At 57.5% G+C, this 20,910-nt stretch carries 16 protein-coding genes; 8 read left to right on the top strand and 8 right to left on the bottom strand.

Annotated elements, in window-relative coordinates:
- The first annotated feature begins 53 nt into the window (after window positions 1-53).
- Genes BQ7114_RS06615 through BQ7114_RS06600 form a run of 4 tightly spaced genes read left to right on the top strand, consistent with a single transcriptional unit; the run spans window position 54 to window position 4,860 of the window.
- Window positions 54-1,007, top strand: a complete 954-nt coding sequence (locus tag BQ7114_RS06615; RefSeq protein ID WP_072343525.1) for an ABC transporter permease — start codon at window positions 54-56, stop codon at window positions 1,005-1,007.
- A 6-nt stretch (window positions 1,008-1,013) separates the two neighbouring features.
- Window positions 1,014-3,089, top strand: a complete 2,076-nt coding sequence (locus BQ7114_RS06610) for a dipeptide/oligopeptide/nickel ABC transporter permease/ATP-binding protein (RefSeq protein WP_072343522.1) — start codon at window positions 1,014-1,016, stop codon at window positions 3,087-3,089.
- The gene (locus BQ7114_RS06605; protein ID WP_083431774.1) at window positions 3,089-3,940 is read left to right on the top strand and encodes an ABC transporter ATP-binding protein; all 852 of its coding nucleotides are present in this window, start codon (window positions 3,089-3,091) and stop codon (window positions 3,938-3,940) included. The genes BQ7114_RS06610 and BQ7114_RS06605 overlap by 1 nt, the downstream gene beginning before the upstream one ends.
- Before the next feature lie 8 nt (window positions 3,941-3,948).
- Entirely contained in the window at window positions 3,949-4,860 is a 912-nt protein-coding gene (locus tag BQ7114_RS06600; RefSeq protein WP_072343519.1) for a dihydrodipicolinate synthase family protein, read from the top strand.
- A 288-nt stretch (window positions 4,861-5,148) separates the two neighbouring features.
- Here BQ7114_RS06600 and BQ7114_RS06595 read toward each other — a convergent pair whose 3' ends face one another.
- From BQ7114_RS06595 to BQ7114_RS06580, 4 genes are all read right to left on the bottom strand, one after another.
- Window positions 5,149-5,337, bottom strand: a complete 189-nt coding sequence (locus tag BQ7114_RS06595; RefSeq protein ID WP_143236819.1) for a hypothetical protein — start codon at window positions 5,335-5,337, stop codon at window positions 5,149-5,151.
- Window positions 5,338-5,342: 5 nt separating this feature from the next.
- Window positions 5,343-6,803 carry an NAD(P)/FAD-dependent oxidoreductase gene (locus BQ7114_RS06590; protein ID WP_072343513.1) on the bottom strand — a complete coding sequence of 487 codons (1,461 nt, stop codon included), beginning with the start codon at window positions 6,801-6,803 and terminating at the stop codon, window positions 5,343-5,345.
- Between the two features lie 321 nt (window positions 6,804-7,124).
- Window positions 7,125-8,603, bottom strand: a complete 1,479-nt coding sequence (gene pntB / locus BQ7114_RS06585; RefSeq protein WP_143236818.1) for a Re/Si-specific NAD(P)(+) transhydrogenase subunit beta — start codon at window positions 8,601-8,603, stop codon at window positions 7,125-7,127.
- 5 nt (window positions 8,604-8,608) lie between these two features.
- Window positions 8,609-10,159, bottom strand: a complete 1,551-nt coding sequence (locus BQ7114_RS06580; RefSeq protein ID WP_072343507.1) for a Re/Si-specific NAD(P)(+) transhydrogenase subunit alpha — start codon at window positions 10,157-10,159, stop codon at window positions 8,609-8,611.
- Window positions 10,160-10,377: 218 nt separating this feature from the next.
- Here BQ7114_RS06580 and BQ7114_RS06575 point away from each other — a divergent pair, with 218 nt between their 5' ends.
- The 4 genes from BQ7114_RS06575 (at window position 10,378) to BQ7114_RS06560 (ending at window position 15,702) form a co-directional block, all read left to right on the top strand.
- On the top strand, window positions 10,378-11,163 hold the full coding sequence (locus BQ7114_RS06575; protein WP_072343501.1) for a class I SAM-dependent methyltransferase: 786 nt from the start codon (window positions 10,378-10,380) through the stop codon (window positions 11,161-11,163).
- A 110-nt stretch (window positions 11,164-11,273) separates the two neighbouring features.
- A complete protein-coding gene (brnQ, locus tag BQ7114_RS06570; protein ID WP_072344903.1) occupies window positions 11,274-12,626 on the top strand; it encodes a branched-chain amino acid transport system II carrier protein in 1,353 nt (450 codons plus the stop codon).
- Between the two features lie 28 nt (window positions 12,627-12,654).
- Window positions 12,655-14,454: an alpha/beta hydrolase gene (locus BQ7114_RS06565; protein ID WP_083431773.1), complete on the top strand. Its 1,800-nt coding sequence runs from the start codon at window positions 12,655-12,657 to the stop codon at window positions 14,452-14,454.
- A gap of 24 nt (window positions 14,455-14,478) precedes the next feature.
- Window positions 14,479-15,702: a CapA family protein gene (locus tag BQ7114_RS06560; RefSeq protein WP_143236817.1), complete on the top strand. Its 1,224-nt coding sequence runs from the start codon at window positions 14,479-14,481 to the stop codon at window positions 15,700-15,702.
- Here BQ7114_RS06560 and BQ7114_RS06555 read toward each other — a convergent pair whose 3' ends face one another.
- From BQ7114_RS06555 to BQ7114_RS06540, 4 genes are all read right to left on the bottom strand, one after another.
- On the bottom strand, window positions 15,703-16,509 hold the full coding sequence (locus BQ7114_RS06555) for a hypothetical protein (RefSeq protein WP_072343498.1): 807 nt from the start codon (window positions 16,507-16,509) through the stop codon (window positions 15,703-15,705).
- Complete coding sequence (locus BQ7114_RS06550; protein ID WP_072343495.1) at window positions 16,499-17,353, bottom strand: cytochrome c biogenesis CcdA family protein; 855 nt, start codon at window positions 17,351-17,353, stop codon at window positions 16,499-16,501. The genes BQ7114_RS06555 and BQ7114_RS06550 overlap by 11 nt, the downstream gene beginning before the upstream one ends.
- 3 nt (window positions 17,354-17,356) lie before the next feature.
- Window positions 17,357-18,142, bottom strand: coding sequence for a DsbA family protein (locus tag BQ7114_RS06545; RefSeq protein WP_072343492.1), 786 nt, complete (start codon window positions 18,140-18,142; stop codon window positions 17,357-17,359).
- Window positions 18,143-18,239: 97 nt separating this feature from the next.
- Window positions 18,240-20,801, bottom strand: coding sequence for a lysylphosphatidylglycerol synthase transmembrane domain-containing protein (locus tag BQ7114_RS06540; protein WP_072343489.1), 2,562 nt, complete (start codon window positions 20,799-20,801; stop codon window positions 18,240-18,242).
- Window positions 20,802-20,910: the final 109 nt, after the last annotated feature.

Here is a 20,910-nt window from a genome sequence, read left to right as displayed (position 1 = left end):
CCCCACCAAAAATCTGCGTCATCTCTTAGCGCAGATAGAACAGGAAATGGGTTGTGAATAATCTTCTTAGACTTCTCGGTCGGCGCCTCATCGCTCTCCCGATCATGGTGATTGGAGCGACCTTAGTGGTCTTCTTCATCATGTACCTGTCGCCTATCGATCCCGCCTACTCAGCGCTTGGCGAATTTGCCACCCCTGAGGCGCTCGAACAATTCCGGATCGACAACGGCTTAAAAGATCCGTTTCTAGTTCAATACCTCAACTACATGGCCGGCATGATCCAGGGCGACCTTGGATCCTACGGCGTGGGTAGCGCAAACAAAGTCTCGGACCTTGTGCGCACCGCACTGCCAATCACGTTGCAACTAACATTCTTCGGCCTCCTCATCGCGGTCATCTTTGCATTCCCGCTAGGAATCATCGCAGCTATCTACCGCGACCAGTGGCCAGACCAAGTGATCCGCGTACTCTCAGTCATCTTCCTTGGAACCCCGTCATTTTGGCTAGCCAGCCTCCTCGTGCTTGGCTTCGTTGGATCACCCCTCCCGGTGTCAGGCCCCCTACCTTCAATCACCGGTGACTTTTCCGGCTGGTTCCTTCGCATGTTGCTACCGGCCGTTGCTCTTGCAACCCCGGTAATTGGTCAAATGACCCGCGTGGTTCGAACGTCAATGGTTGAAGAGCTTGACTCGGACTACGTCCGCACTGCACTTGGCGCAGGCATTCCTCGCGCTGTCGTCATATCTCGCAACGTTCTGCGCAACGCGCTCATCACCCCTGTCACTGTGTTGGGTCTGCGCGTCGGCTACCTAATCGGTGGCGCAGTAGTTATCGAAATCATCTTCAACCTGCAGGGAATGGGACGCGTACTCGTCACCGGTATTCAAGCGAACTACGTGAGCCTGGTGCAAGGTGGCGTGCTAGTTGTCGCAATCGCCTTCATCATCGTCAACATCATCGTCGACATGCTCTACCTGCTAATCAACCCGCGCATAAGGTCGGTGTAAACAGCGATGACTTCAAAAAAGAAAAAGCTAGAAAAAGTTACTCAACCGGGCGTTAAGTTCACGCGTTTCAAGAACATGTCGATCGGCTCGCGCATCTCCATTTTCGTGATCGCGTTCGTCGTACTACTCTCGCTACTCGCGCCCCTTATCGCGCCCTACGGTCCGTCCCAAACCTTCGCTAACTGGGTTGCCCCGGGTGGTGAACACCCGTTCGGAACCGACCACGTGGGTCGCGACATCCTTTCCCGCCTCCTATACGGTGGTCGATACTCAATCTCCATCGGCCTGTTCGCAGCCCTCGGAGCCCTCTTCGTTGGGTCAATCATCGGCGCCGTTGCCGCCGTCTCACGCAAGTGGGTTAACGAAGTCATAATGCGCATCATGGACATCATCATGGCGGTTCCTGGCATCGCAATGGCTGCCGTCATGGTCCTGGTCTTCAGCAAACGTCTGGATGCGGACAACGTCGGTGGTATCGTCACGGTCATCATCGTCTCTATCGCCTTCGTCTACACGCCCCAGATCGCGCGCATTGTCCGCGCCAACGTCATGAGCGCCTACGGCGAAGATTACGTGCGTGCAGTTATTGTCTCTGGTGCAAGGGCGCCGTGGATCGTGACCAAGCACGTTGTGCGCAACACCGCGGCACCCGTCCTCGTGTTCGCAACCGTCCTTGTCGCTGACGCGATCATCCTGGAAGCCTCCCTTACCTTCATCGGTTCGGGCCTGCAGCCAACCATGGTTCCCACCTGGGGTAACGTGCTTTCCGATGCCTCCTCATCCGGCTCAATCCTGGCGGGCATGTGGTGGACCGCAACGTTCCCCGGCATCATGATCATGGTGACCGTTCTGTGCCTCAACATTTTGTCCGAAGGCATCACGGACGCAATGGTTGCCGCCCCCGCATCCACCCAGAAGGTTCAGGCAGTTTCAGGCGAGCGGAAGGAAGATCGCCTGCTCCTTGACCCGCGTCTCGCTTACGCTGAGCAAGCCGAATCGCTACAGCAGCGCATCAACCAACTGGCCGCCGTTGAGCGTGAGCGCACCGACCGGTTTGCCCCTGTGGAAAGCGGCAAAGTGCTACTCGAGGTGAAGAACCTGTCGATCAAATTCCCCCGCCACGGCGACGTGAATGTGGTAGACGGTGTTTCATTCTCAGTGCGCGAGAACGAAACCATGGGCCTTGTAGGCGAATCCGGATGTGGCAAGTCGATCACTGCTCTCACCATCATGGGGTTGATTGACCCGAAGGCGCAGATTACCGGAGAAATCCTATATCAGGGTCGCGACCTGTTGAAGATGACGCCCAAGGAGCGTCAGAAGCTCCTCGGTCACGAACTGGCAATGATCTACCAAGACGCCCTGTCTTCGCTCAACCCCGCCATGCTGATTCGCTCCCAAATGAAGCAGCTGACCAAGCGTGGGGGAACCCGCACCGCAGAAGAGCTCCTCGAGCTCGTGGGCTTGGACCCCAAGCGAACGCTCGAGTCCTACCCGCACGAACTCTCCGGCGGTCAGCGTCAACGCGTCCTCATTGCAATGGCTCTCACCCGCGATCCGAAGCTCATCATCGCAGACGAACCCACCACGGCACTCGACGTCACCGTTCAACGCCAAGTGATCGACCTGCTCAACGAGCTTCGTGAGAAGCTAGGCTTCGCCATGGTATTCGTGTCACACGACCTCGCTCTAGTTGCCGAAGTAGCCCACAAGATTACCGTCATGTACGCCGGCCAGGTTGTGGAGCAGGCAACGACATCGGAACTTCTGGTCAACCCGGTTCACGAGTACACGCGCGGCCTACTGGGCTCCGTGCTCTCAATCGAGGCCGGATCAGGACGACTTCACCAGGTTCCCGGCACGGTGCCTTCGCCGCGGGATTTCCCCGACGGTGACCGCTTTGCGCCCCGCTCATCCCACCCGGATGTAGGCCTGCAAACGAAGCCGATCATCATGAGTATTCCGGGCGTCAGCCACAGGTACGCTGCCGAGCCAGACAGCGTTTGGATCGAGGCGGGATACGAGCCGCCAAAACATCCCGGCAAGCCTGTTGAAAACGAGTTGAATGGGGAGGCCAAATAATGGCTAGCAAAGCTTCAATGACAGAACTCGCCCCTTACGATGGGCCAATCATTGAACTACAGGACGTCAGCGTAACGTTCAAAACCCGTACCGGCTCGGTTTTCAGCCCGAACAAGGTTCATGCTGTGCAAGACGTCAGCATGAAACTGATGCCCGGCAAAGTCCTCGGCCTCGTGGGTGAATCCGGTTCCGGAAAGTCCACTACGGCCAACGTTATGTGTGGCCTGCAGTCCGCAACGTCGGGCAAAGTGTTCTTCCGTGGCGACGAAGTCACCAAACGATCGGCGGCGGATAGGCGCAAGATTGGACGCGTGGTTTCTGTAGTGTTCCAGGATCCCGCAACCGCATTGAACGCTCGCATGGCGGTGCGTGACCAGCTGATGGACCCTCTTCGAGTCCACAAAATCGGAAGTGAAGCTGATCGAGAAGCTAGAGTGGAAGAACTCATCCACATGGTGGGACTACCTCATTCAGCTCTAGACGCGCTTCCCGGACAGCTTTCTGGCGGTCAGCGTCAACGCGTTGCTATTGCGCGCGCGCTCTCGCTCAGCCCAGATGCGATCATCGCAGACGAACCCACGTCTGCACTCGACGTGTCGGTTCGCGCCCAGATTTTGAACTTGCTGATGGATTTGAAAAACCAACTTGGTCTCGCAATGGTCTTCATCTCCCATGACATCCAGACGGTTCGTTACATTTCCGACATCATTGCTGTGATGAACTCCGGCAAGGTCGTGGAACAGGGGCCAGCCAAGCAGTTGCTTGAGAATCCACAGCATCCATACACAAAGACTCTTCTTGGTGCAGCACCGTCACTGCTGCACCCGGATCTAGGAACCACTAAGGCTTGAGGACAATCATGAAATTCCACGGAATTATTCCCCCCGTTGTTACCCCGCTTACCGACGATCATGAACTTGATGTCGCTTCCTACGAGCGGTCCTTGAATCGCATGATCGAGGCCGGCGTAGACGGTCTATTCGTGCTGGGATCGTCCTCCGAAGTGGTGTTCTGCACTGATGAGCGTAGGCGACAAATACTTGAGACCGCGCTGCGCGTCGCAGACGGTCGTGTGCCCATTATGGCCGGCGCTATCGATACCACCACCCCGCGCGTCCTCGAACACGTGCGCGTTGCGGAAGAGATGGGAGTCGACGCTATTGTCGCTACCGCCCCGTTCTACGCAATCGTGGGCCAAAAGGAAGTGGAGCGTCATTTCCGTCTCATCCACGAGGCCACGGACCTCCCCATTTTCGCCTACGACCTTCCCCAGTGCGTTCGCATCAAGCTACAGGGAGACATGCTGGTCCGTCTCGGAGTTGATGGCGTGCTGGCAGGTGTTAAAGACTCGTCGGGCGACGACGTGAGCTTCCGCTACCTCACGATGGCTAACGAGCTCGCAGGTCACCCGCTACAGGTATTTACCGGACATGAAGTCGTAGTTGACGGCGCATACCTATCTGGCGCTGACGGATCTGTTCCTGGCCTCGCTAATGTTAATCCCGATCTATACGTGGATCAGTGGAAGGCATACCAGGCCGGTGACTGGGACCGTGTGCGAGAACTCCAAACTAAGGCTGCGCGCCTCATGCGCATCACGTCAGTGTCGCGTGGCGAGTTTGGTTTCGCTGCTGGTGTAGGAGGATTCAAGACCGCTCTCAACCTGATGGGCGTTTTTGACTCTGCACAAATGCCAGAGCCTGTACTGCCTTTGGAAGGCGAGAACCGGGTGGCAGTTGCTCAGATTCTCAAGCAGGAGGGCTTGCTGTAATACGGTTCAGATCAGAGTGTTAACGCTTCGTACTCGAGTATGAAACATGGGGGTGGCCCGAGCTAAAGCTCGGGCCACCCCCATGTCATCCCATCAACACAATGCAAGGTTTTCAGTATCGAGGAAACAAATCTGAAAACAGCACCTCGCCGATTTCCTCAGCGATAAATAAAAATGTATGTCCCTTTTCTGGGTAGGGCATAAAACTAACCTGAGAATCTCTTGGGAAAAGTTTTGGTGGACCACTTTCGTGGCCCACCAAAATCAGTATTCAACTATGTAGCGCTGTTACATGCTTCGACGCACGATGTCGAGCGTGCGAATGTTAAACAATGCGAAGCGCACAAGCTGGTAGGGAATGAAGTTACGCTTGAAGGTCGTGTACTTGGTTGGAAGCGGTGCTCGTGCAAGACGTGCAGCCGTTCGCGGGTCAAGCTGTTCGACAGTCTTCATTGCTTCCGCAGTTTTTTCTGACATGTTGATCACTCCGGCAGTAGGTTCCAGCCTGGAAGGGCCTTCGCCTTGTAGATGAACAGGTAGTGGTACAGGATCTTGACCCAGTGGCCGAACAGGCCGAGTTCACCCTGCGTGAGGGTGGGGTGACGACCCGTTTCGGGGTACACGGTGTTATCCGGAACAACCGGGTACATGACCATCGCGGCAGCAGAGCCGGAAAGCATGTTACGACCGGTAGAAGCGTCACAAATCGCGCCAAGGTCACCCAGGGACGCTTCGCGAAGCGGAGCATTGGGATCGTTTAGGCGATCGAGGATGGACTCAGCAACCTTGGCTGCCATCGTGCCCGAGGGCTGGCCGGTACGCGGAGGCGCCGGAGCAATCACAGTGCCGTTCGGTGTCTTGGTTGGCTCAGAAATTGCGTGCGGCGGAGCGAACGCAATGCCAACAGCAAACATGTTGCCGTAGGTGGGGTTCTGGTAGGTGCGCGGCCAGTCCTTTGCACGCCACTGCTCGTAAGGCTTCGGCGTGTAGTCCGCGTCAACCTTCATGAAGCCTGCCGGGTTAAAGACAACGTCAGAAATGTCGTTGCCCTCGCGGTCGAATGCCTTCATCGGAATACCGGTGAATGGAGGCAGGAGCATGGCGAAATCGTAATCGAGAACGTGCTCTTCGCCGTCAGCGTTCTCGTACGTCAGCTTGTCAGCCTCGATGTTCTTGACCGCAACCTGCGCAATAGCCTTAACGCCGCGCTCGCGGAAAATGGACTCGGTCCACAGCTGCGAGGTGGTGTAGTAGCCGTCCTGCTTGAACGTCATACCGCCAACGCCGAGGTCGCCGAGCTTGGGCTCGTTCGTGATGTAAACGATCTCTGCCTTGTCGCGCACGCCATGCTGACGAAGCTCGAAGTCGGTGTTGAAGGTGTACTCGAAAGCAGCGCCCTGGCAGGTGCAGTTACCGGCGCCGGTACCAATAACGAAGCGGAGGCGCTCGCCGTTCTTCATGCGGTTAACCGCGCGAAGAAACTCTTCACCACAAACCTCAGCGTGAGCATCGGTGCACACCGACTGCGTGAAGCCGCCGTCTGGGCCAAGACCCGGCGTTGCCGCGAAGTTCAGCTTCGGGCCGGTTGCGTTAATCAAGTAGTCAAACTCAACGCGATCCGTCTGGCCCTTGTGAGCCGGATCGGTGTATTCGAACTCTACCTGCGGACGCGGGTTATCTTCCGTGCCCTCCGGGTAGATGTTGTGAGCGGCCGCCTGGCGGAAATCGATGCCGTACTTTTCGTAAAGTGGGCGAAGTTCGAAGACCACCTTTTCACGAGGCATTGAGCCCGTGCCAACCCAGATGTTGGACGGAACCCAGTTCCAGGTTGGTTTTGGCGAGACGACCACGACTTGATGTTCTGTGTTCTTTAGCTCTCTTGCGAGGATCATCGAGGCCGTGTGACCAGCGATGCCTGCACCAAGAACGACAATTTGAGCCACGGTGTTTCCAATCGTCGGAATTGAAATTTGCTAACAATCAATCAAGCTCATCTGACACAACTTTGTGCTCTTAACTCACTGCGCTGTGTGGTTGAGCTACATCCTCAATGCTAACAGGATGCCCGCGTGTTAGCCACGTCACTGAGCCGAAAAACAGCTCAAAATATGCGACTTCGTATATGGCGCCTTCAAAATGTGTGATTCCGCATCAATTGTGCCGTAAAAGCGAACAGGGGATCCCCTCTAATGTCGCTTTGATCCAATGTGAGACAAGGCGAAGGGCGCGAGCCGAAGCCCGCGCCCTTCTGACCCAGCGCTGGTTTATAGCGCTGCGATGATGTTTTCTACCGAAGCTTTAGCATCTCCGAACAGCATCTTCGTGTTCTCCTTGAAGAACAGCGGATTCTGTACGCCCGCGTAGCCGGTAGCCATGGAGCGCTTAAACACGATCACGTCGTGGGCGTTCCACACCTTCAAAACCGGCATGCCGGCAATCGGGGAGCCCGGTTGCTCAGCTGCGGGATTCACCGTGTCATTAGCGCCAATGACGAGGACGACGTCTACGTCACCGAAATCCTCATTCACCTCGTCCAGTTCCTTAACGATGTCGTAAGGGACCTTCGCTTCAGCCAGCAAAACGTTCATGTGGCCGGGTAGGCGCCCGGCTACCGGGTGGATGCCGAATTCGACCTCGACGCCTGCCTCGCGGAGCTTGCGAGTCAGGTCCGCAACCGGGTACTGCGCTTGCGCCACAGCCATGCCGTATCCCGGCGTGATCATCACGCGCTTGGCGTCCTTCAGTAGATCGGCAACCTCGGATGCTTGGATCTCTTGGTGAGTGCCTTGCTCTTCGTCGCCGGAAGTTACCGCGCCATCCGAGCCGAATCCGCCCAGGATTACCGAAATGAACGAGCGGTTCATGGCCTTACTCATGATGTAAGAGAGGAAGGCGCCGGAAGAACCAACGAGGGCGCCGGTAATAATCAGCAGGTCGTTGTTCAACATGAAGCCGGCGGCGGCCGCAGCCCAACCGGAGTAGGAGTTCAACATCGACACAACCACGGGCATATCGCCGCCGCCAATAGCGGCCACGAGGTGGAGGCCAAACGCCAAAGCGATAAGCGTCATCAGAATCAGCATCGCTGTTGCGAGCGGCGTGACACCGCCCTCGCGAATGAATACCACCATGATTATCAGCGTCACTACTAGGGCCGCCAGGTTGATCCAGTTGCGGCCAGGTAGCATCAGCGGGGCGCCCTTAATCTTGGCCGACAGCTTCAGGTAGGCGATGATCGAGCCCGTGAACGTGACCGCGCCAATGAAGACGCCCAGGTAAACCTCACCCAGGTGGAAGCCGCCGAGGAGCTCCGACTGCGCATCTGGAGCCAGGTACGAGTTGTAACCCACCAGCACAGCGGCAAGGCCAACAAATGAGTGGAGCAGCGCGATGAGCTCAGGCATGCCGGTCATCTCGACGTTGCGTGCCTTCCAAATTCCGATCATTGCGCCAATCAGCATGGCCACCGCGATCAACAGTGCGGTTACCGCCACACCACGATCAGGATTGGAAGATAGCGCCAGCGCAATCGTGGCAATGAGGGCGATGGTCATGCCAATGATGCCCGCATTGTTGCCCTTCTGTGCGGTTTCGTGCTTGGAGAGGCCTGCGAGGGCGCGAATAAACAGTAGTGCCGCGATGATGTATGCCAACGACACGAACGTTTGGACGTTCGATGCCGAGGCAGTTTCAACGGGAGCTGCGGGAAGCAGATTGCTCGCTTTAATGAGAGAAGTAAACACCTATATCAGTCCTTCTTGAACATGGCGAGCATGCGGTGCGTGACCGTGAAGCCACCAAAAATGTTGATGGAAGCCACGACAATCGCAATGAACGACAGGGTTGAGACGAGGAGGTTGCCAGAACCAACCTGCAAGATTGCGCCCACCAGGATGATGCCCGAAATCGCGTTGGTTACCGACATGAGGGGCGTGTGCAGCGAGTGGGTGACCGAGGTGATCACGTAGAACCCGAGGATAATGGCCAGCGCAAGAACCATATAGTGACCGAGCACGGGCGCGGGTGAAACCCATACCAGGGCGAGGCCAAGAACTGCAGCTACCAGGGTCCAGATGAACCGGTTGCGCTTCTTAGCGGCCTCCTTCCGGGCCTCTTCTGCCGCTTGAGCGGCTTCGACTGCAGGGTCTGGCTTGGGGGTAGCGGCGGCGGGAGCCGCCGACACCTTCACCGGAGGAGGTGGCCACATCACATCACGCAGATGCGTGATGGTAATGCCGCGCACAATCTCGTCCTCGAGGTCGAAAACGATCTGCCCGTCCTTTTCCGGCGTCATGAGCTTTAGCAGGTTCACAATGTTTTGGCCGTAAAGCTGCGATGATTGAGCGGGTAGCCTGCCCGCAAGGTCGGTAATGCCCAGAATGATCACGCCATTTTCGGTGACTACGCGCTCACCGGGGACCGTGAGTTCACAGTTGCCGCCATTTGCTGCGGCCATATCGACGATGACCGAGCCGGGCTTCATACCGGCAACGGCCTGGGCGGTGAGCAAAAGCGGCGACTTTCGGCCCGGCACGTTCGCCGTGGTGATTACGATATCGGAGGCCGCGGCTTGCTCGGTGTATAGCGTTAGTGCGGCGTCACGCTGGGCGTCGGTCATTTCCTTGGCGTAACCGTCGGAGGAAACCTCGCTGGCTGCTGGAATGGCAACAAAGTTGGCACCCATGGATTCAACTTGCTCGCCAACTTCGGGGCGAACGTCGGTGGCGTAAACCTGTGCACCCATCGAGTTTGCGGTGCCGATTGCAGCCAGTCCGGCAACGCCTGCGCCAATCACGTAAACGCGTGCGGGTGGCATTTTGCCAGCGGCCGTAACCTGGCCGGTGAACAGCCGGCCGTATTCGGCAGCGGCCTCAATGATGGCGCGGTAGCCGGCTACGTTTGCCATTGACGAGAGCACGTCCATGGATTGTGCACGAGAAATGCGCGGAACGGTATCCATGGCGAGGGCGGTGATACCCCGGTTCGCGAGCGCTTCGATGAGCTCAGGGTTACGTGCGGGAGCTAGTCGTGCGATGAGAGTGGCACCCTCGTGCATCATGTCTAGCTGGCTCGTGGTGGGCGCATCGAGCGCTAGCACGATGTCGGAATCCCAAACGGTTTCTGACGTGGCGATGCGCGCGCCGGCTTCTTGATACTGCGCATCGGGGTAGCTGGCTAGCTCTCCGGCGCGTTCTTCAAGGGCAACTTCGTAGCCCAGTGCTATTAGTTTTTTGACTGTATCGGGAGTGGCTGCCACAAGTGGCTGCCCGTTCCCTTCTCTTGGAACCCCTATGCGCAAAACTGCTCCTTTGTGTTCGAGGTTAAGGCGGCTTTACTGGTCCTTTAGTCCAAGAAGCCGCAACTACTTACGAGAATAGCGGGAAGGCAAGCCGATGCAAACGCCGCGTTGGGATTTCCCATAATCCAAAATGCCATGTTGAAAACGTAGCGATTTACGCGACTGCTCGCCCTGTTTTGCCGCATGGTAGGTTTTGCGAAGGAGTTGAAGGAGGACGTGTGGACACTTGCGGTCCGTGGGATGAGAGCGCGCCAGCTAACGCATTTGAGCGTGCGGGAAGTGAGTACCAGGATTATCGTCCTTCATATCCGCCCGAGTCGGTGAGAGTGGCCTTAGGTGTGGCGGATGCACACGGCCTGCGGGTTGTGGATATAGGTGCGGGCACGGGCAAGTTTTCGAGCCGAGCGGTGGAGGCCGGGGCGCGCGTGTGGGCGGTGGAGCCCGCGTTGGCAATGCGGCGCCAGCTGGCTACTGCGCAGAAAAGTCACTCGGACGATCTGCAGGTTGTTGAGGGAGTGGCTGAGGATACGGGTTTGCCGCAAGGGTTTGCTGATGTGGTGGTGTTTGCGCAGAGCTGGCATTGGGTTGAGCCTGGCGCGGCACTGGTCGAAACGGCGAGGCTGTTGCGTCCGGGTGGGCACGTTGCGATTGTGTTTAACCAGATGGATGTGTCGATTCCGTGGGTGCATCGCCTGACGCGAATCATGCGTTCGGGAGATGTTCACACCCCCTCCCGGCCCCCAGTACTTGGCCCGCGATGGACAGTACCCTCGTTGCATAAAACCGATTTTGTATCCGGTCTCGATATTGAAGGGGTTAAGGCGCTGGCGCGCACACGCTCGTCTTACTTGAAGTCCACGCCGACGAATAGGCAGAAGATGCAGGCGAACTTGCAGTGGTATTTGGCGGAACATCTTGGCTATGGCAAAACGGACGTTATCGAGATCCCGTATTACACACTTGTATGGAAATCGACGCTGAAATGTGGAGTATCTGATATCTAACAGCTCACAAAATGGCTAATTTCTCCAGAGAATGGACGGATTAGCGGCGATTTCAGCAATCTTGATAATAATGTGACCGTCCGATTTTCCTTTGAAGGATGGTGCGCAAAATGCGTAACAGTCGCACTTACGTGCTTGTAGTAACCGGTTTGGCTTTGTTCGCAATGTTTTTTGGTGCGGGCAACCTTATTTTTCCCGTCATGATTGGCGTGGACGCTGGCGTTTCGTTCACGCCTGCGGTTCTAGGGTTCCTAGGAACCGGTGTGCTACTACCTGTTCTAGGCATTGTTGCGGCGGCTACGTCGCAGGAGGGTGTGACGGGCATTTCGTCTCGTATTGGCAAGTATCCGGGCTTGGTGTTCACGATTGTGATCTTCCTGTCCACGGGCATGCTGTATGCGATTCCGCGCGTTGGCACGGTTAGTTACGAGATGGCGGCGGTACCGCTGATTGGCGCTGAGCGTGCGGGCTCGGGAGCGCTACTGATTTACACGGCAGTGTTCTTCACGATCACATTCTTCTTGGCGCTTAATCCGAAGGGGTTCTTGGATCGTATTGGTGCGTGGCTGACGCCGGCGCTGCTCGTTTTGCTGGTGGTATTGATCGTTGCTGCGATGGTCAAACTTCCTGTAGCGATGGGCGAGCCCACCGCAGAGTACGCTCAGACCCCCTTTGCTGAAGGCCTCTTGAAGGGATACTTCACGATGGATGCGATCGCCTCGCTCGTGTTTGGCATTGTCATCATTTCGTCGTTGCAACACTCGGGCTTGTTCAAGACAAAGAACCAAGTTTTTGCGGGCACAGCTACGGCAGGTCTAATCGCGGGCGTACTCTTGGCCGTGTTCTATCTTGGTCTTGGCCAGATCGGTATTCGCATGAGCCCATTTAACCCGGACAATGGTGCCGAGGCGTTGGCGATCGCTTCCGTGGAACTGTTCGGGTCGGGACGTCAGGCGCTGTTTGGCCTTATCGTTGTGCTCGCTTGCCTCACTACCGCGGTTGGTCTGGTCGGAGCGTCTTCGCAATACTTCATGACGCTGTTCCCGCGCATCTCGCGCATCCAGATGGTTTCGATCCACGTGTTGGTTTCGTTCGCCCTCGCAAATCTCGGTTTGCAAACAATCCTTAACGTGGTGGCTCCAATCAACCAGCTGATCTACCCGATCGTCATCTGCATCGTTTTCATCTCCCTGTTCGATATTTTCGTGCCCGGCGAACTCTACTGGACGTACCGACTAGCAACCTGGCTTGGAGCATGCTTTGGCGTGTTGGAGGCGCTTCGCTCGATTGGCGATTCATTCAACTGGCTACTGCCGTTCCTGGATTCGTTCCCGCTGGGGTCGGTCAACATGTCGTGGGTTACTCCCGCGTTGCTGGGCTTCGCTGTCGGCTTGATTATCGACACTGTTAAGGGAGACCAGATTTGGACTAAGCGTCCAAACCAACAGTCTGTGGAGGCCTGACTCGCACTTGTCCCATAAGATCGAGAGCGTGGATACAGCTCGTCAAACAAACGTGGAGCTTGCACGCGAAAGTACGTCGCGTTTCAAGCGATTCGTATCCACGCTCTCAGTGTTTTCGCCATCGTCGAGGGCTGGGGTGGCGCTTGCGGCGATAATGTTCGTAATCTCGATGTCGCCGTCTCTGTTGCCACGCATGTGGTGGTGGCAAGGCGTGGTCTCGGGCATCGTGATCGAGGTTAGTTACGCGGTTGGTGCGCTGGCTGGCTGGTTACTGAATCGTATTTGGCGGGGCGCTGACGTGCGGATCAGCGCTAACCCGAAGTGGGTGAGGGCCGGCAAATGGATACTCTCGTTAGCCATCGGTGCGTGGGCTGTGTGGATGCTGGCGAGGTCGTTCATCTCAAATAATCGCGCTGCCAAACTCATGGGTTTTACGCCTCTAAGTGTTATTGACTATCTGGCTGCAACCGCGATGGCCATATTGACGGCCGCGGTAATCGCAGGGCTCGCGATTTTGATTGTTGGACTGTGGCGCTGGGTTGCAAAATGGGCGTCACGCCTGCTTCCCAGGTGGGGTGCGGGCATTGTGGCTACCGTGATTCTGGCTGTGCTGTCCACTTTCTTGATCTCAGACGTGTTGTTCACGCGCGGAATGGAGTACGCGTATCGCGCGTTTGCGGCAGTGGATCAGGCGGAAGAGCCGGGCGTGACGCGTCCGGTTTTACCGCAGCGGTCAGGCTCGATCTACTCGTATGAGAATTGGGACAACATTGGCAAACAGGGCAAAAGATTCCTGTCCAAGGGTCCGCGAGCGCAGCAGATCGAGCAGGTGACGGGCCGGGAGGCGATGGAGCCGATCCGCATTTATGCGGGTTTGGCCGAGCATCGCAGTTTGGAGGAGAGCGCCCGAGTGGTGGCTGCCGAGATGCAGCGCACGGGCGCCCTGTCGCGTTCGGCGCTCATGATTGTGACCACTACGGGCACCGGTTGGGTGGAAGAATGGTCTGTACAGCCGTTTGAGTATTTGACCGGCGGAGATTGCGCGATTGTCGCAACACAGTATTCGTACGTGCCTTCTGCAATCGCGTTCTTGCGCGAATTCGACCAGCCGATTACGGCCTCGAAAATCTTATTTGAGGCTGTGATGGATGAAGTGAATAAGCTTCCCGAGGATGAGCGTCCCGCGGTTTATCTTCAGGGCGTGTCTTTGGGCGCGTTTGGGTCGGAGTCAATTTTTGAGGACGAAGCTAGCTTGCTCGAAAATGTGGATGGTGCGGTGTGGGCGGGAACGCCTAATGTGACGCGGTTGTGGGAGAAGATGACGCGCGAACGCAATGGGGGTAGCCCGATGATCGCGCCGGTGGTGAGTAGCGGCCATAATATTCGTTTTGCTACGAAGGCCGAGGATTTGCGGGCCGATATTTATGGGCGTGACTTGCCTCAGTGGCAGTATCCGCGGGTTGCGGTGTTGCAGCATGCTACGGACCCGGTGGTGTGGTGGAACACGCACATTATCCGGCGCGAGCCGGATTGGCTTAAGGAGCGTCCGCCTTCGGATTTGAATCCGGACATGCAGTGGACGCGCCTTGCCACGTTTATCCAAGTCACTGCGGATTTGCCCGTTGCCGGTTTGGCGGCGGATGGGCACGGCCACGTTTATCACCGCGAGTTCATTCCTGCGTGGGCCGAGGTGCTTGGCCTCGTGAATAATGGGGAGTCGCCGCGCTATACGGGGGTAAATCCGTATCGTGGAGCGGATATTTCGTGGTTTGACGAGGCGGTAGAGACTGCCATTTCTACAGCTATTAGTGGTGACTTGTACGACTAGCGATAGTGAGGGCGGGTGGTTTTTGTGAGGTCCTTTAGACCACTGATTGGTTTGGAGTTGGCTGCCACGCTGGCGTTGACCGCTTGTTCGCCTTCGCGCGAGGCCGATCCGGTTGTCGAAACGCAGCCCACGCTTGCGGCTACGCAGCCCACTGAGCCTGAGGTCCAGCCGGTGACTTTCACGGTTGTGGGTACGGGTGATGTGCTCTCGCACATGCCGGTGGTGGAGCATTCGATTCAGGCTGATGGTTCTTATGATTACGCGCCGTTGGTGGCGGATATAAGGCCATTTATAAAGGGCGCGGATTTGGCGCTTTGTCATCAGGAGGTTCCGCTGACGCGAGATGAGGCTTCTGCGCACGGGTACCCGGTTTTTGCCGCGCCGGCTGGGTGGGCTAAGTCAACGGTTGATTTGGGGTACGACGGTTGTTCAACCGCCTCGAATCATTCGTGGGATCGAGGCTGGGATGGCCTGGTTGAGACGGTGGAGATCCTAAAGGAGAACGGTCTGGGAGCTGTGGGCACGTCGGTGTCTGCCGAGCAGTCTCCTATCCAGTATTACGAGCTTGAACGCGCGGGCCGCAAGATTTTGGTTGCCCACCTCGCCTATACGTACGGGTTGAACTATGAGTACGTTCCCGAGGTTGAGCAAAACCCCTGGCTGGTGAACATCGATAACCCGGACCGCATGATTCAGTTGGCAAAGCAAGCGCGCAGCGAGGGGGCGGATGTGGTGATCGTTTCCGCGCACGGTGGCATTGAATATCAGGCGGAACCATCGCAGCAGCAGGTGGAGTGGGCGCAAAAGCTTGCAGATTCTGGCGTGGTTGATCTTTACCTCGGCCACCATGTGCACGTGCCGCAACCGCTCCAGCAGTTCGAAGGCGGAGTCGAGGGCCGGGGAATGTGGGCGTTCTTCGGTACGGGCAACCTCGTGTCAAACATGGGGCCGCACATGGGGTGGGGAACGCAGAACGGTTACATTGCCCAAGCAACCATTACGGTTCCCGCTAAGGGAGCAGCAACGGTGGATGAGGTGGGTTATACCGGCCTCGTGTTGGATACGGACACGAACCATGTGTATGCTGCTGCGAATTACAATCAGGCGGATCACCCGGAATCACTTCTGTCGAATGAGGTAAATGCCGCGTATTACGGGTATTTGAAAGAGGTGATGGGGGACGCAAAGGAGGTCACGCAGGCACCTGCGAATCCGGCTGTGCCCGCAAGGGTGGTTGAGCGCCGCTAGTTAGATCAGCACGTAGAACGCGCTGATGAACAGGAATTGAGCTGCGATTGCTGCCCATAGCGTGGTGAACATGCGACGCAGAGCGAGAGTGCCGGCGCCCAGAACAGGTCCGAGGATTACTAGAATCACGCCGTTAGTGAGGGTGGGTGCAGTGGCGGCGATGGGAATCATCCACAGGATTGAAAGCAGTAAAGAGGCAAGCAACGGTTTTGCGTCGGTGCGGGCGAGTTTGCGAGCCCAAGCAATCACGAGGCCGCGCAGAAGGTATTCCTGGGTGAATGCCCAGCAAAATGCAGCGAAGAGGCCGGTTATGGCACCCGTGGGGGTGACTTCGTTGTCGGCAAGGCCGAACGTGATGACGACCAGGGCGCCGAGTGTTGCGAGTGTTCCAGCCAGCCACCACAGGCGCGAAATGCGTGGTTGCATGTTGATTTCGTAGAGCGGTTCGGGTTCTGACGATAGCGCGCTGCCCAGCAGAAGATCATCGGAGGTGTCGAGGGGCGGCGCATACGTGGGAGCCTTGCCCCCGTTCTTGGGGAGAACGTATTCGGGCTCGCGCCAGATGACGTGAGTGAGGTGGGCGCGTATCGCGAAGAATTTGACGAGCAGTGCCCCGAGGATCATAGGGATTGCAACCTCGTAAATGGCGAACATGGGTTCGCGCAGACGCAACAGGGCGGGAAGAGGCTCGTAGCCGTTGGAAACTACCCAAAGGTGGCCGGCAAGGGTGGTTGCGAAAACGAGGGCGTATACGGCGAAGTACTGGAGCAGCAGGTTGATCCAGAGCCTTCGCGTTTCATTTGCCACGGTTTCGCCTTTCTTTCACGGTTATGGCGATGAGGGCGATGAGGACGGCTGCGAATGCGAAGAAGAGCCATCCGGGCACGCCGGCAACGCTGTTTATGATCTTTGATTCTAGTTCGACTTGTTGCGTTGCGGTGAGGATGGAGGGCAGTCCGGCTTGTCCGCCAAAGAATACGAGCAGAGCGCCAAGAATGACGAAGATGGTGCCGGAAATGATGTTCATGCGAGTGGTCCACCGGCCAAGTAGTTTGGCGGGTTTGGGTTTGAGCCAGCTTTTTTCACTGAGGTTGAACAGTTCCCACAGGAGGGCGAGGAGGCCAACGGGCAGGACCATGCCTATCGCGAAGGTAGCCATGAGCAGGGCTCCGGTTAGGGTGGAGCCGCCGAGGGTGGCGAAGGAGAGGACGGCGCCGAGGATGGGCCCGGAGCACCCCACGCCGGCGATGGCATAGCCGATGCCCAGCAGGAATACCGCAAGGTTGGTGGGCGCCACCGCACCGTCCTCTTGATTGCCCGCTGATTTAGGGGTCATGAGGGAGGATGCCCAGCGCGGCGTGGGTATAGAAATGGCGAACATTTGGATGATGCCGAGCGCCATGATGAGCAGACCAGCTACCAGGGTCACTGTTTGAGAGTAGCTACGGATGAGGGCTCCGAGGCTACCTGCGAAAGCTCCGAGAGGGACCAGCACGATGAGGACGCCGAGGGCGAATACAAGGGTGCGGGCGAGCAGCGTTTTTCGCGAGGTGAAGGCGTACGCGAAGAACGCGGGGAGGAGCATGGCGGCGCAGGGCGCAAAGATCATGAGGGCGCCGCCAAGGAAGGCAGCTAGGTAGCTGATTTCCATGGGTTAGCCTGCTAGTTCTAGCTGACGCTGGATGGTGTTGATGAAGTAGTCGACGGGTTGGGCACCTGAGATTACCGCGTCGTTGATGATAAAGAATGGCGTGCCGGTGATGCCGATGTTCATCATGGCGTGGTCGGTTTCTTCCTTGACGGAGGCCGCAGTTTCGGGTGCTTTGTAGTCGGCTTCGAATTTGTCTAGGTCGGTAATACCAATGGTCTGGGCAATTTCGAGGACTTTTGCGTCGTCGTAGGTGGGGTGGTTGCCAGCTCCGGCCATGTCGTAGGCGGTTTCGGTGTATTCCCAGAACTTGCCTTGGTTTGCGGCGGCTCTTGCGCCGTGTGCGGCTTTGTCGGACCCGTAGTTGGGGAAGATGGTGAGGTCGTGGAACTCGATGCGCAGTTTGCCTTCGTCAACGAGGGGTTTGAGCTGCGGGTAGACGTTGGTAAAGAAGACGGTGCACATGGGGCAGGAGAAGTCTTCGTAGGCCACCATAACGACGGGCGCATCCACTTTGCCCATTGCGCGCGGGTCACCGTCTTCGCGCCGCGGTTGGGCGCGAAGTAGCTCCAGGATTTCGGGCTTTTCCTGCGAGTCGGAGTATTGGGGGCGCTCATCCTGCGTTTGCGCGGCTTCGGGTTTTTCCGCGGCTGTCGCCTGTTCGTTTGGTGCCGGCTGTACGTCTGGCGTGTTAACGCTTGCGCGGCCAAGGAAGAACGAGATCACCATGGCGAGGATTATCGTGATGACGATCAGGATGTTCTTGAGAGTGGTGGTTGAAGTCTTTTCCATGTCTAAACACTCACATAACTTGCGTGGCTTGTCATCTTCGGCCTGGATTATTGGTTGTTTCCCAGTCTGGTGTCTCCATATCACTGATTTTTGAAGGTTAGATGAGGTTGCGGCGCTGCAGGATGCGCAGGGCGATCCAGCCTAGTGGGGCCCTGGCGTAGAAGGTTACGAGGCGGTAGACGAGGGCGGTGGAGATGGCGATACCGGAGGGGATACCCGCGACGGTGAGGCCAGCGGTGAGTGCAGCTTCGACGGGGCCGATGCCGCCCGGTGCGGGGATGACGGAGCCGAGCGAGGTGGAGGCAAGGAACGTGATGGCCAGCGTGGTGACGTCGAGGCTGTAGCCGAATGCGGCGAGGGATGCGCCGAATGCCGCGATGTAGGAGACGGTCATGATGAGGTTGCCGAGTACGCCAATAGCTAGGCGTTTTGGCTGGCTGGCTACCCACACGAGGCGTTCCCAGATTTGGTTCCAGCTGGGCTGGATTTTTTCCCAGATCATGTTGCGCAGCTTAGGGATGACGAGGATGATAGCCACGATTGTGACTACTGTGCCTATCACGTAGACAAGGGTGCCGGATGGAATTTCGAGGGTTGTGGAACGTCCGGTTACAAGGATGACGAGTAGTAGCGTGATGACGGTTGTGGCGAATTGGGTGAATTGAATGAGGGCAACCGTGGCTAGACCAACGGGTGTGGAGACGCCGCGTTTATTTAGGTAGCGCAGGTTGAGGGCAGCGGGTCCAATTCCGGCGGGGGCAACGAGCGATACGACGGACGCGCCAATCTGAACGAGCGTGGTTTCACGTAGGTGGAGTCTTTCAGGGACGAACCAGGACAGTGGCATGGCGGCACCCACGTAGGTGAGTAGGCCGAGGGCGAAGGCGCCAAGAATCCACCAGGGGTTGGCGGTTTGCACGGCCTCGTATACGGCTTCGAAGTTGAGGGAGCCGAGGATGACCCACAGTGCGATGACGCCAATGATGGCGAGGATGACGGTTTTGAGTGAGAAACGAGTGAGCGGTGTTTCAGGCACTTGTTGGGGAGGAATCTCGCCAATCATGTTTTGCCGTAATTCGGTAAGCAGGCCGGAGCGGCGTAACGCCGCGCGCGTGGGTGCGGGGAGCGCAACTTTTTGAAGTACGGGCGCGGTGAGTTGCAGGGTGCGTTGGCCGAATACGCGGTTCGCGGAGGCGAGGGCGCGTTCAGGTGTGGTGATGAGGGCGAGGACGGTGAGCATTTGCGCAATGTCAATGTGGCGGTTGACGTTGGAGGTGGCAACTTGGCCTTCGTCCCAGCCGAGGATCCATGTGCGGTCGCCTTCATCTACGGCTAGTGAGGTGGCGGTGATGGAGCGGTGTGTGATGCCGCGGCGGTGAGCTCGTTTCAGTTCGGTGTAGAAGCGGTCAAGGATTTGGTCGGTGATGCGTTCGGGGGGAAGTTCGGTTAGGGGGGTGGCGTCGAAGACGGGTTCTTGGACGGTGAATACAGAGCTGCCGGCGGAGGTGACGGCGATGGGTTTGGGCGTCATAACGCCGGCGTTATGTGCCGAGATTTTGACGAGCAGGCCGCGCTCAGCCGTGGCTTGCAGGGATGGCGCAATCCATCGGCTGAGGTTCTTGAGACGGATGTTGCTCCACAGGTCGTGGATGAGGGAGGTGTATTCGGTGTCAGGGTCGAGCACGATGAGGTCGTATTGGGTGCCGGTTGTATCCCAGCAGACGTAGTGGCGGTCGGACTCGGCGGCAAGGCTTTTCAAGGTGCTGAATTCGAGAGTGCCGGGATCGTGTTCGGACGCAGCTTCGGGGTTTTCGATGAGGGGCAGGTAGGCGGAGCTCCAGCTGTTTTGGTCGCCGGGTTTTTCGGTGACGATGGTGGTTTCGAGGGGGTGCTGCTCGGTGTCGAGGTCGGCACGAACGATGCGTGTGGGCGTGATGCCGATTTGGAGGAGTCCGTCAACGAGGTCGGTGGGGCCGCCGCGTTCTTCGCGGTAGCCCAGGACGTAGCGTGAAAGTAGTCCAATGGCTCGTCCGATAAGGAGCGTGACAAGGGCGGAGGGAAGTGTGAGGGTGCCGCGAAGCACGTAGATGAATGCCATGGCGTAGAGGAATATCCACGTGTAGCGCACGGCTTTGGATTCGGAGGCTTCGGATGCGCTGGTAAGGAATGCGGCAAGGACGGCGATGAGGGTGTCGAGGGCCAGATGTGTGCCGGTGATGCTCGTGATGGTTAGGGGTCCGGTGATTTCGGAGGGGAGGTGGGGGCCGGCGGAGATCAGCGCGATCATGAGGAGTGCAGCGACGGTTGTGGTGATGATGGTTTCAACGATTTGGCGCAACCGTCCGCGGATGGCTAGTTGAACGATGATGAATATGGGGGCGGCTAGGACTACGACGGATTCGACGAGCGTGAGGGGCAGGAGCAGGATTTGGCGGAGTACTCCGGATAGAGCGCTACGGACGTCTTCGGTGACGGCGATGGTGGTGGACTGGGCGAAGGCGCCGATGAAGATGATGAGCGCGATGGTAAGAAGCGCCAGAGTAGTGTCAATGAGGTCGCGGGTGCGACGCACGCGAGTGCTGCGCCGGTCGGCAACGAGTACGGGGCCGCATAGGCGCGATACGGGCGTGGGCTCGTAGTTGACTGGGGTTGCGCTCATGGTTACAGCTTACGTTGAGTTGGCCAAATAGTGGTTTTTGGTGAACCTAACAACACTTGTGTTTTGCGTTGAGGCTTTGTTTGTGGGCGCGGTTAGGCTGTTGTCGAAC

This window comes from Actinomyces urinae (assembly GCF_900119695.1).
In the GTDB taxonomy this organism is placed as follows: Bacteria; Actinomycetota; Actinomycetes; order Actinomycetales; family Actinomycetaceae; genus Gleimia; species Gleimia urinae.
This window is presented reverse-complemented; position numbering and strand designations above follow the sequence as displayed.

Bases quoted from the DNA above. Each gene is read 5' to 3' on its own strand.
- BQ7114_RS06610 (WP_072343522.1), top strand. From the start codon at position 1,014: ATGACTTCAAAAAAGAAAAAGCTAGAAAAAGTTACTCAACCGGGCGTT.
- BQ7114_RS06550 (WP_072343495.1), bottom strand. From the start codon at position 17,353: ATGGAAATCAGCTACCTAGCTGCCTTCCTTGGCGGCGCCCTCATGATC.
- BQ7114_RS06595 (WP_143236819.1), bottom strand. From the start codon at position 5,337: ATGTCAGAAAAAACTGCGGAAGCAATGAAGACTGTCGAACAGCTTGAC.
- brnQ (WP_072344903.1), top strand. From the start codon at position 11,274: ATGCGTAACAGTCGCACTTACGTGCTTGTAGTAACCGGTTTGGCTTTG.
- BQ7114_RS06540 (WP_072343489.1), bottom strand. From the start codon at position 20,801: ATGAGCGCAACCCCAGTCAACTACGAGCCCACGCCCGTATCGCGCCTA.
- BQ7114_RS06545 (WP_072343492.1), bottom strand. From the start codon at position 18,142: ATGGAAAAGACTTCAACCACCACTCTCAAGAACATCCTGATCGTCATC.
- BQ7114_RS06600 (WP_072343519.1), top strand. From the start codon at position 3,949: ATGAAATTCCACGGAATTATTCCCCCCGTTGTTACCCCGCTTACCGAC.
- BQ7114_RS06605 (WP_083431774.1), top strand. From the start codon at position 3,089: ATGGCTAGCAAAGCTTCAATGACAGAACTCGCCCCTTACGATGGGCCA.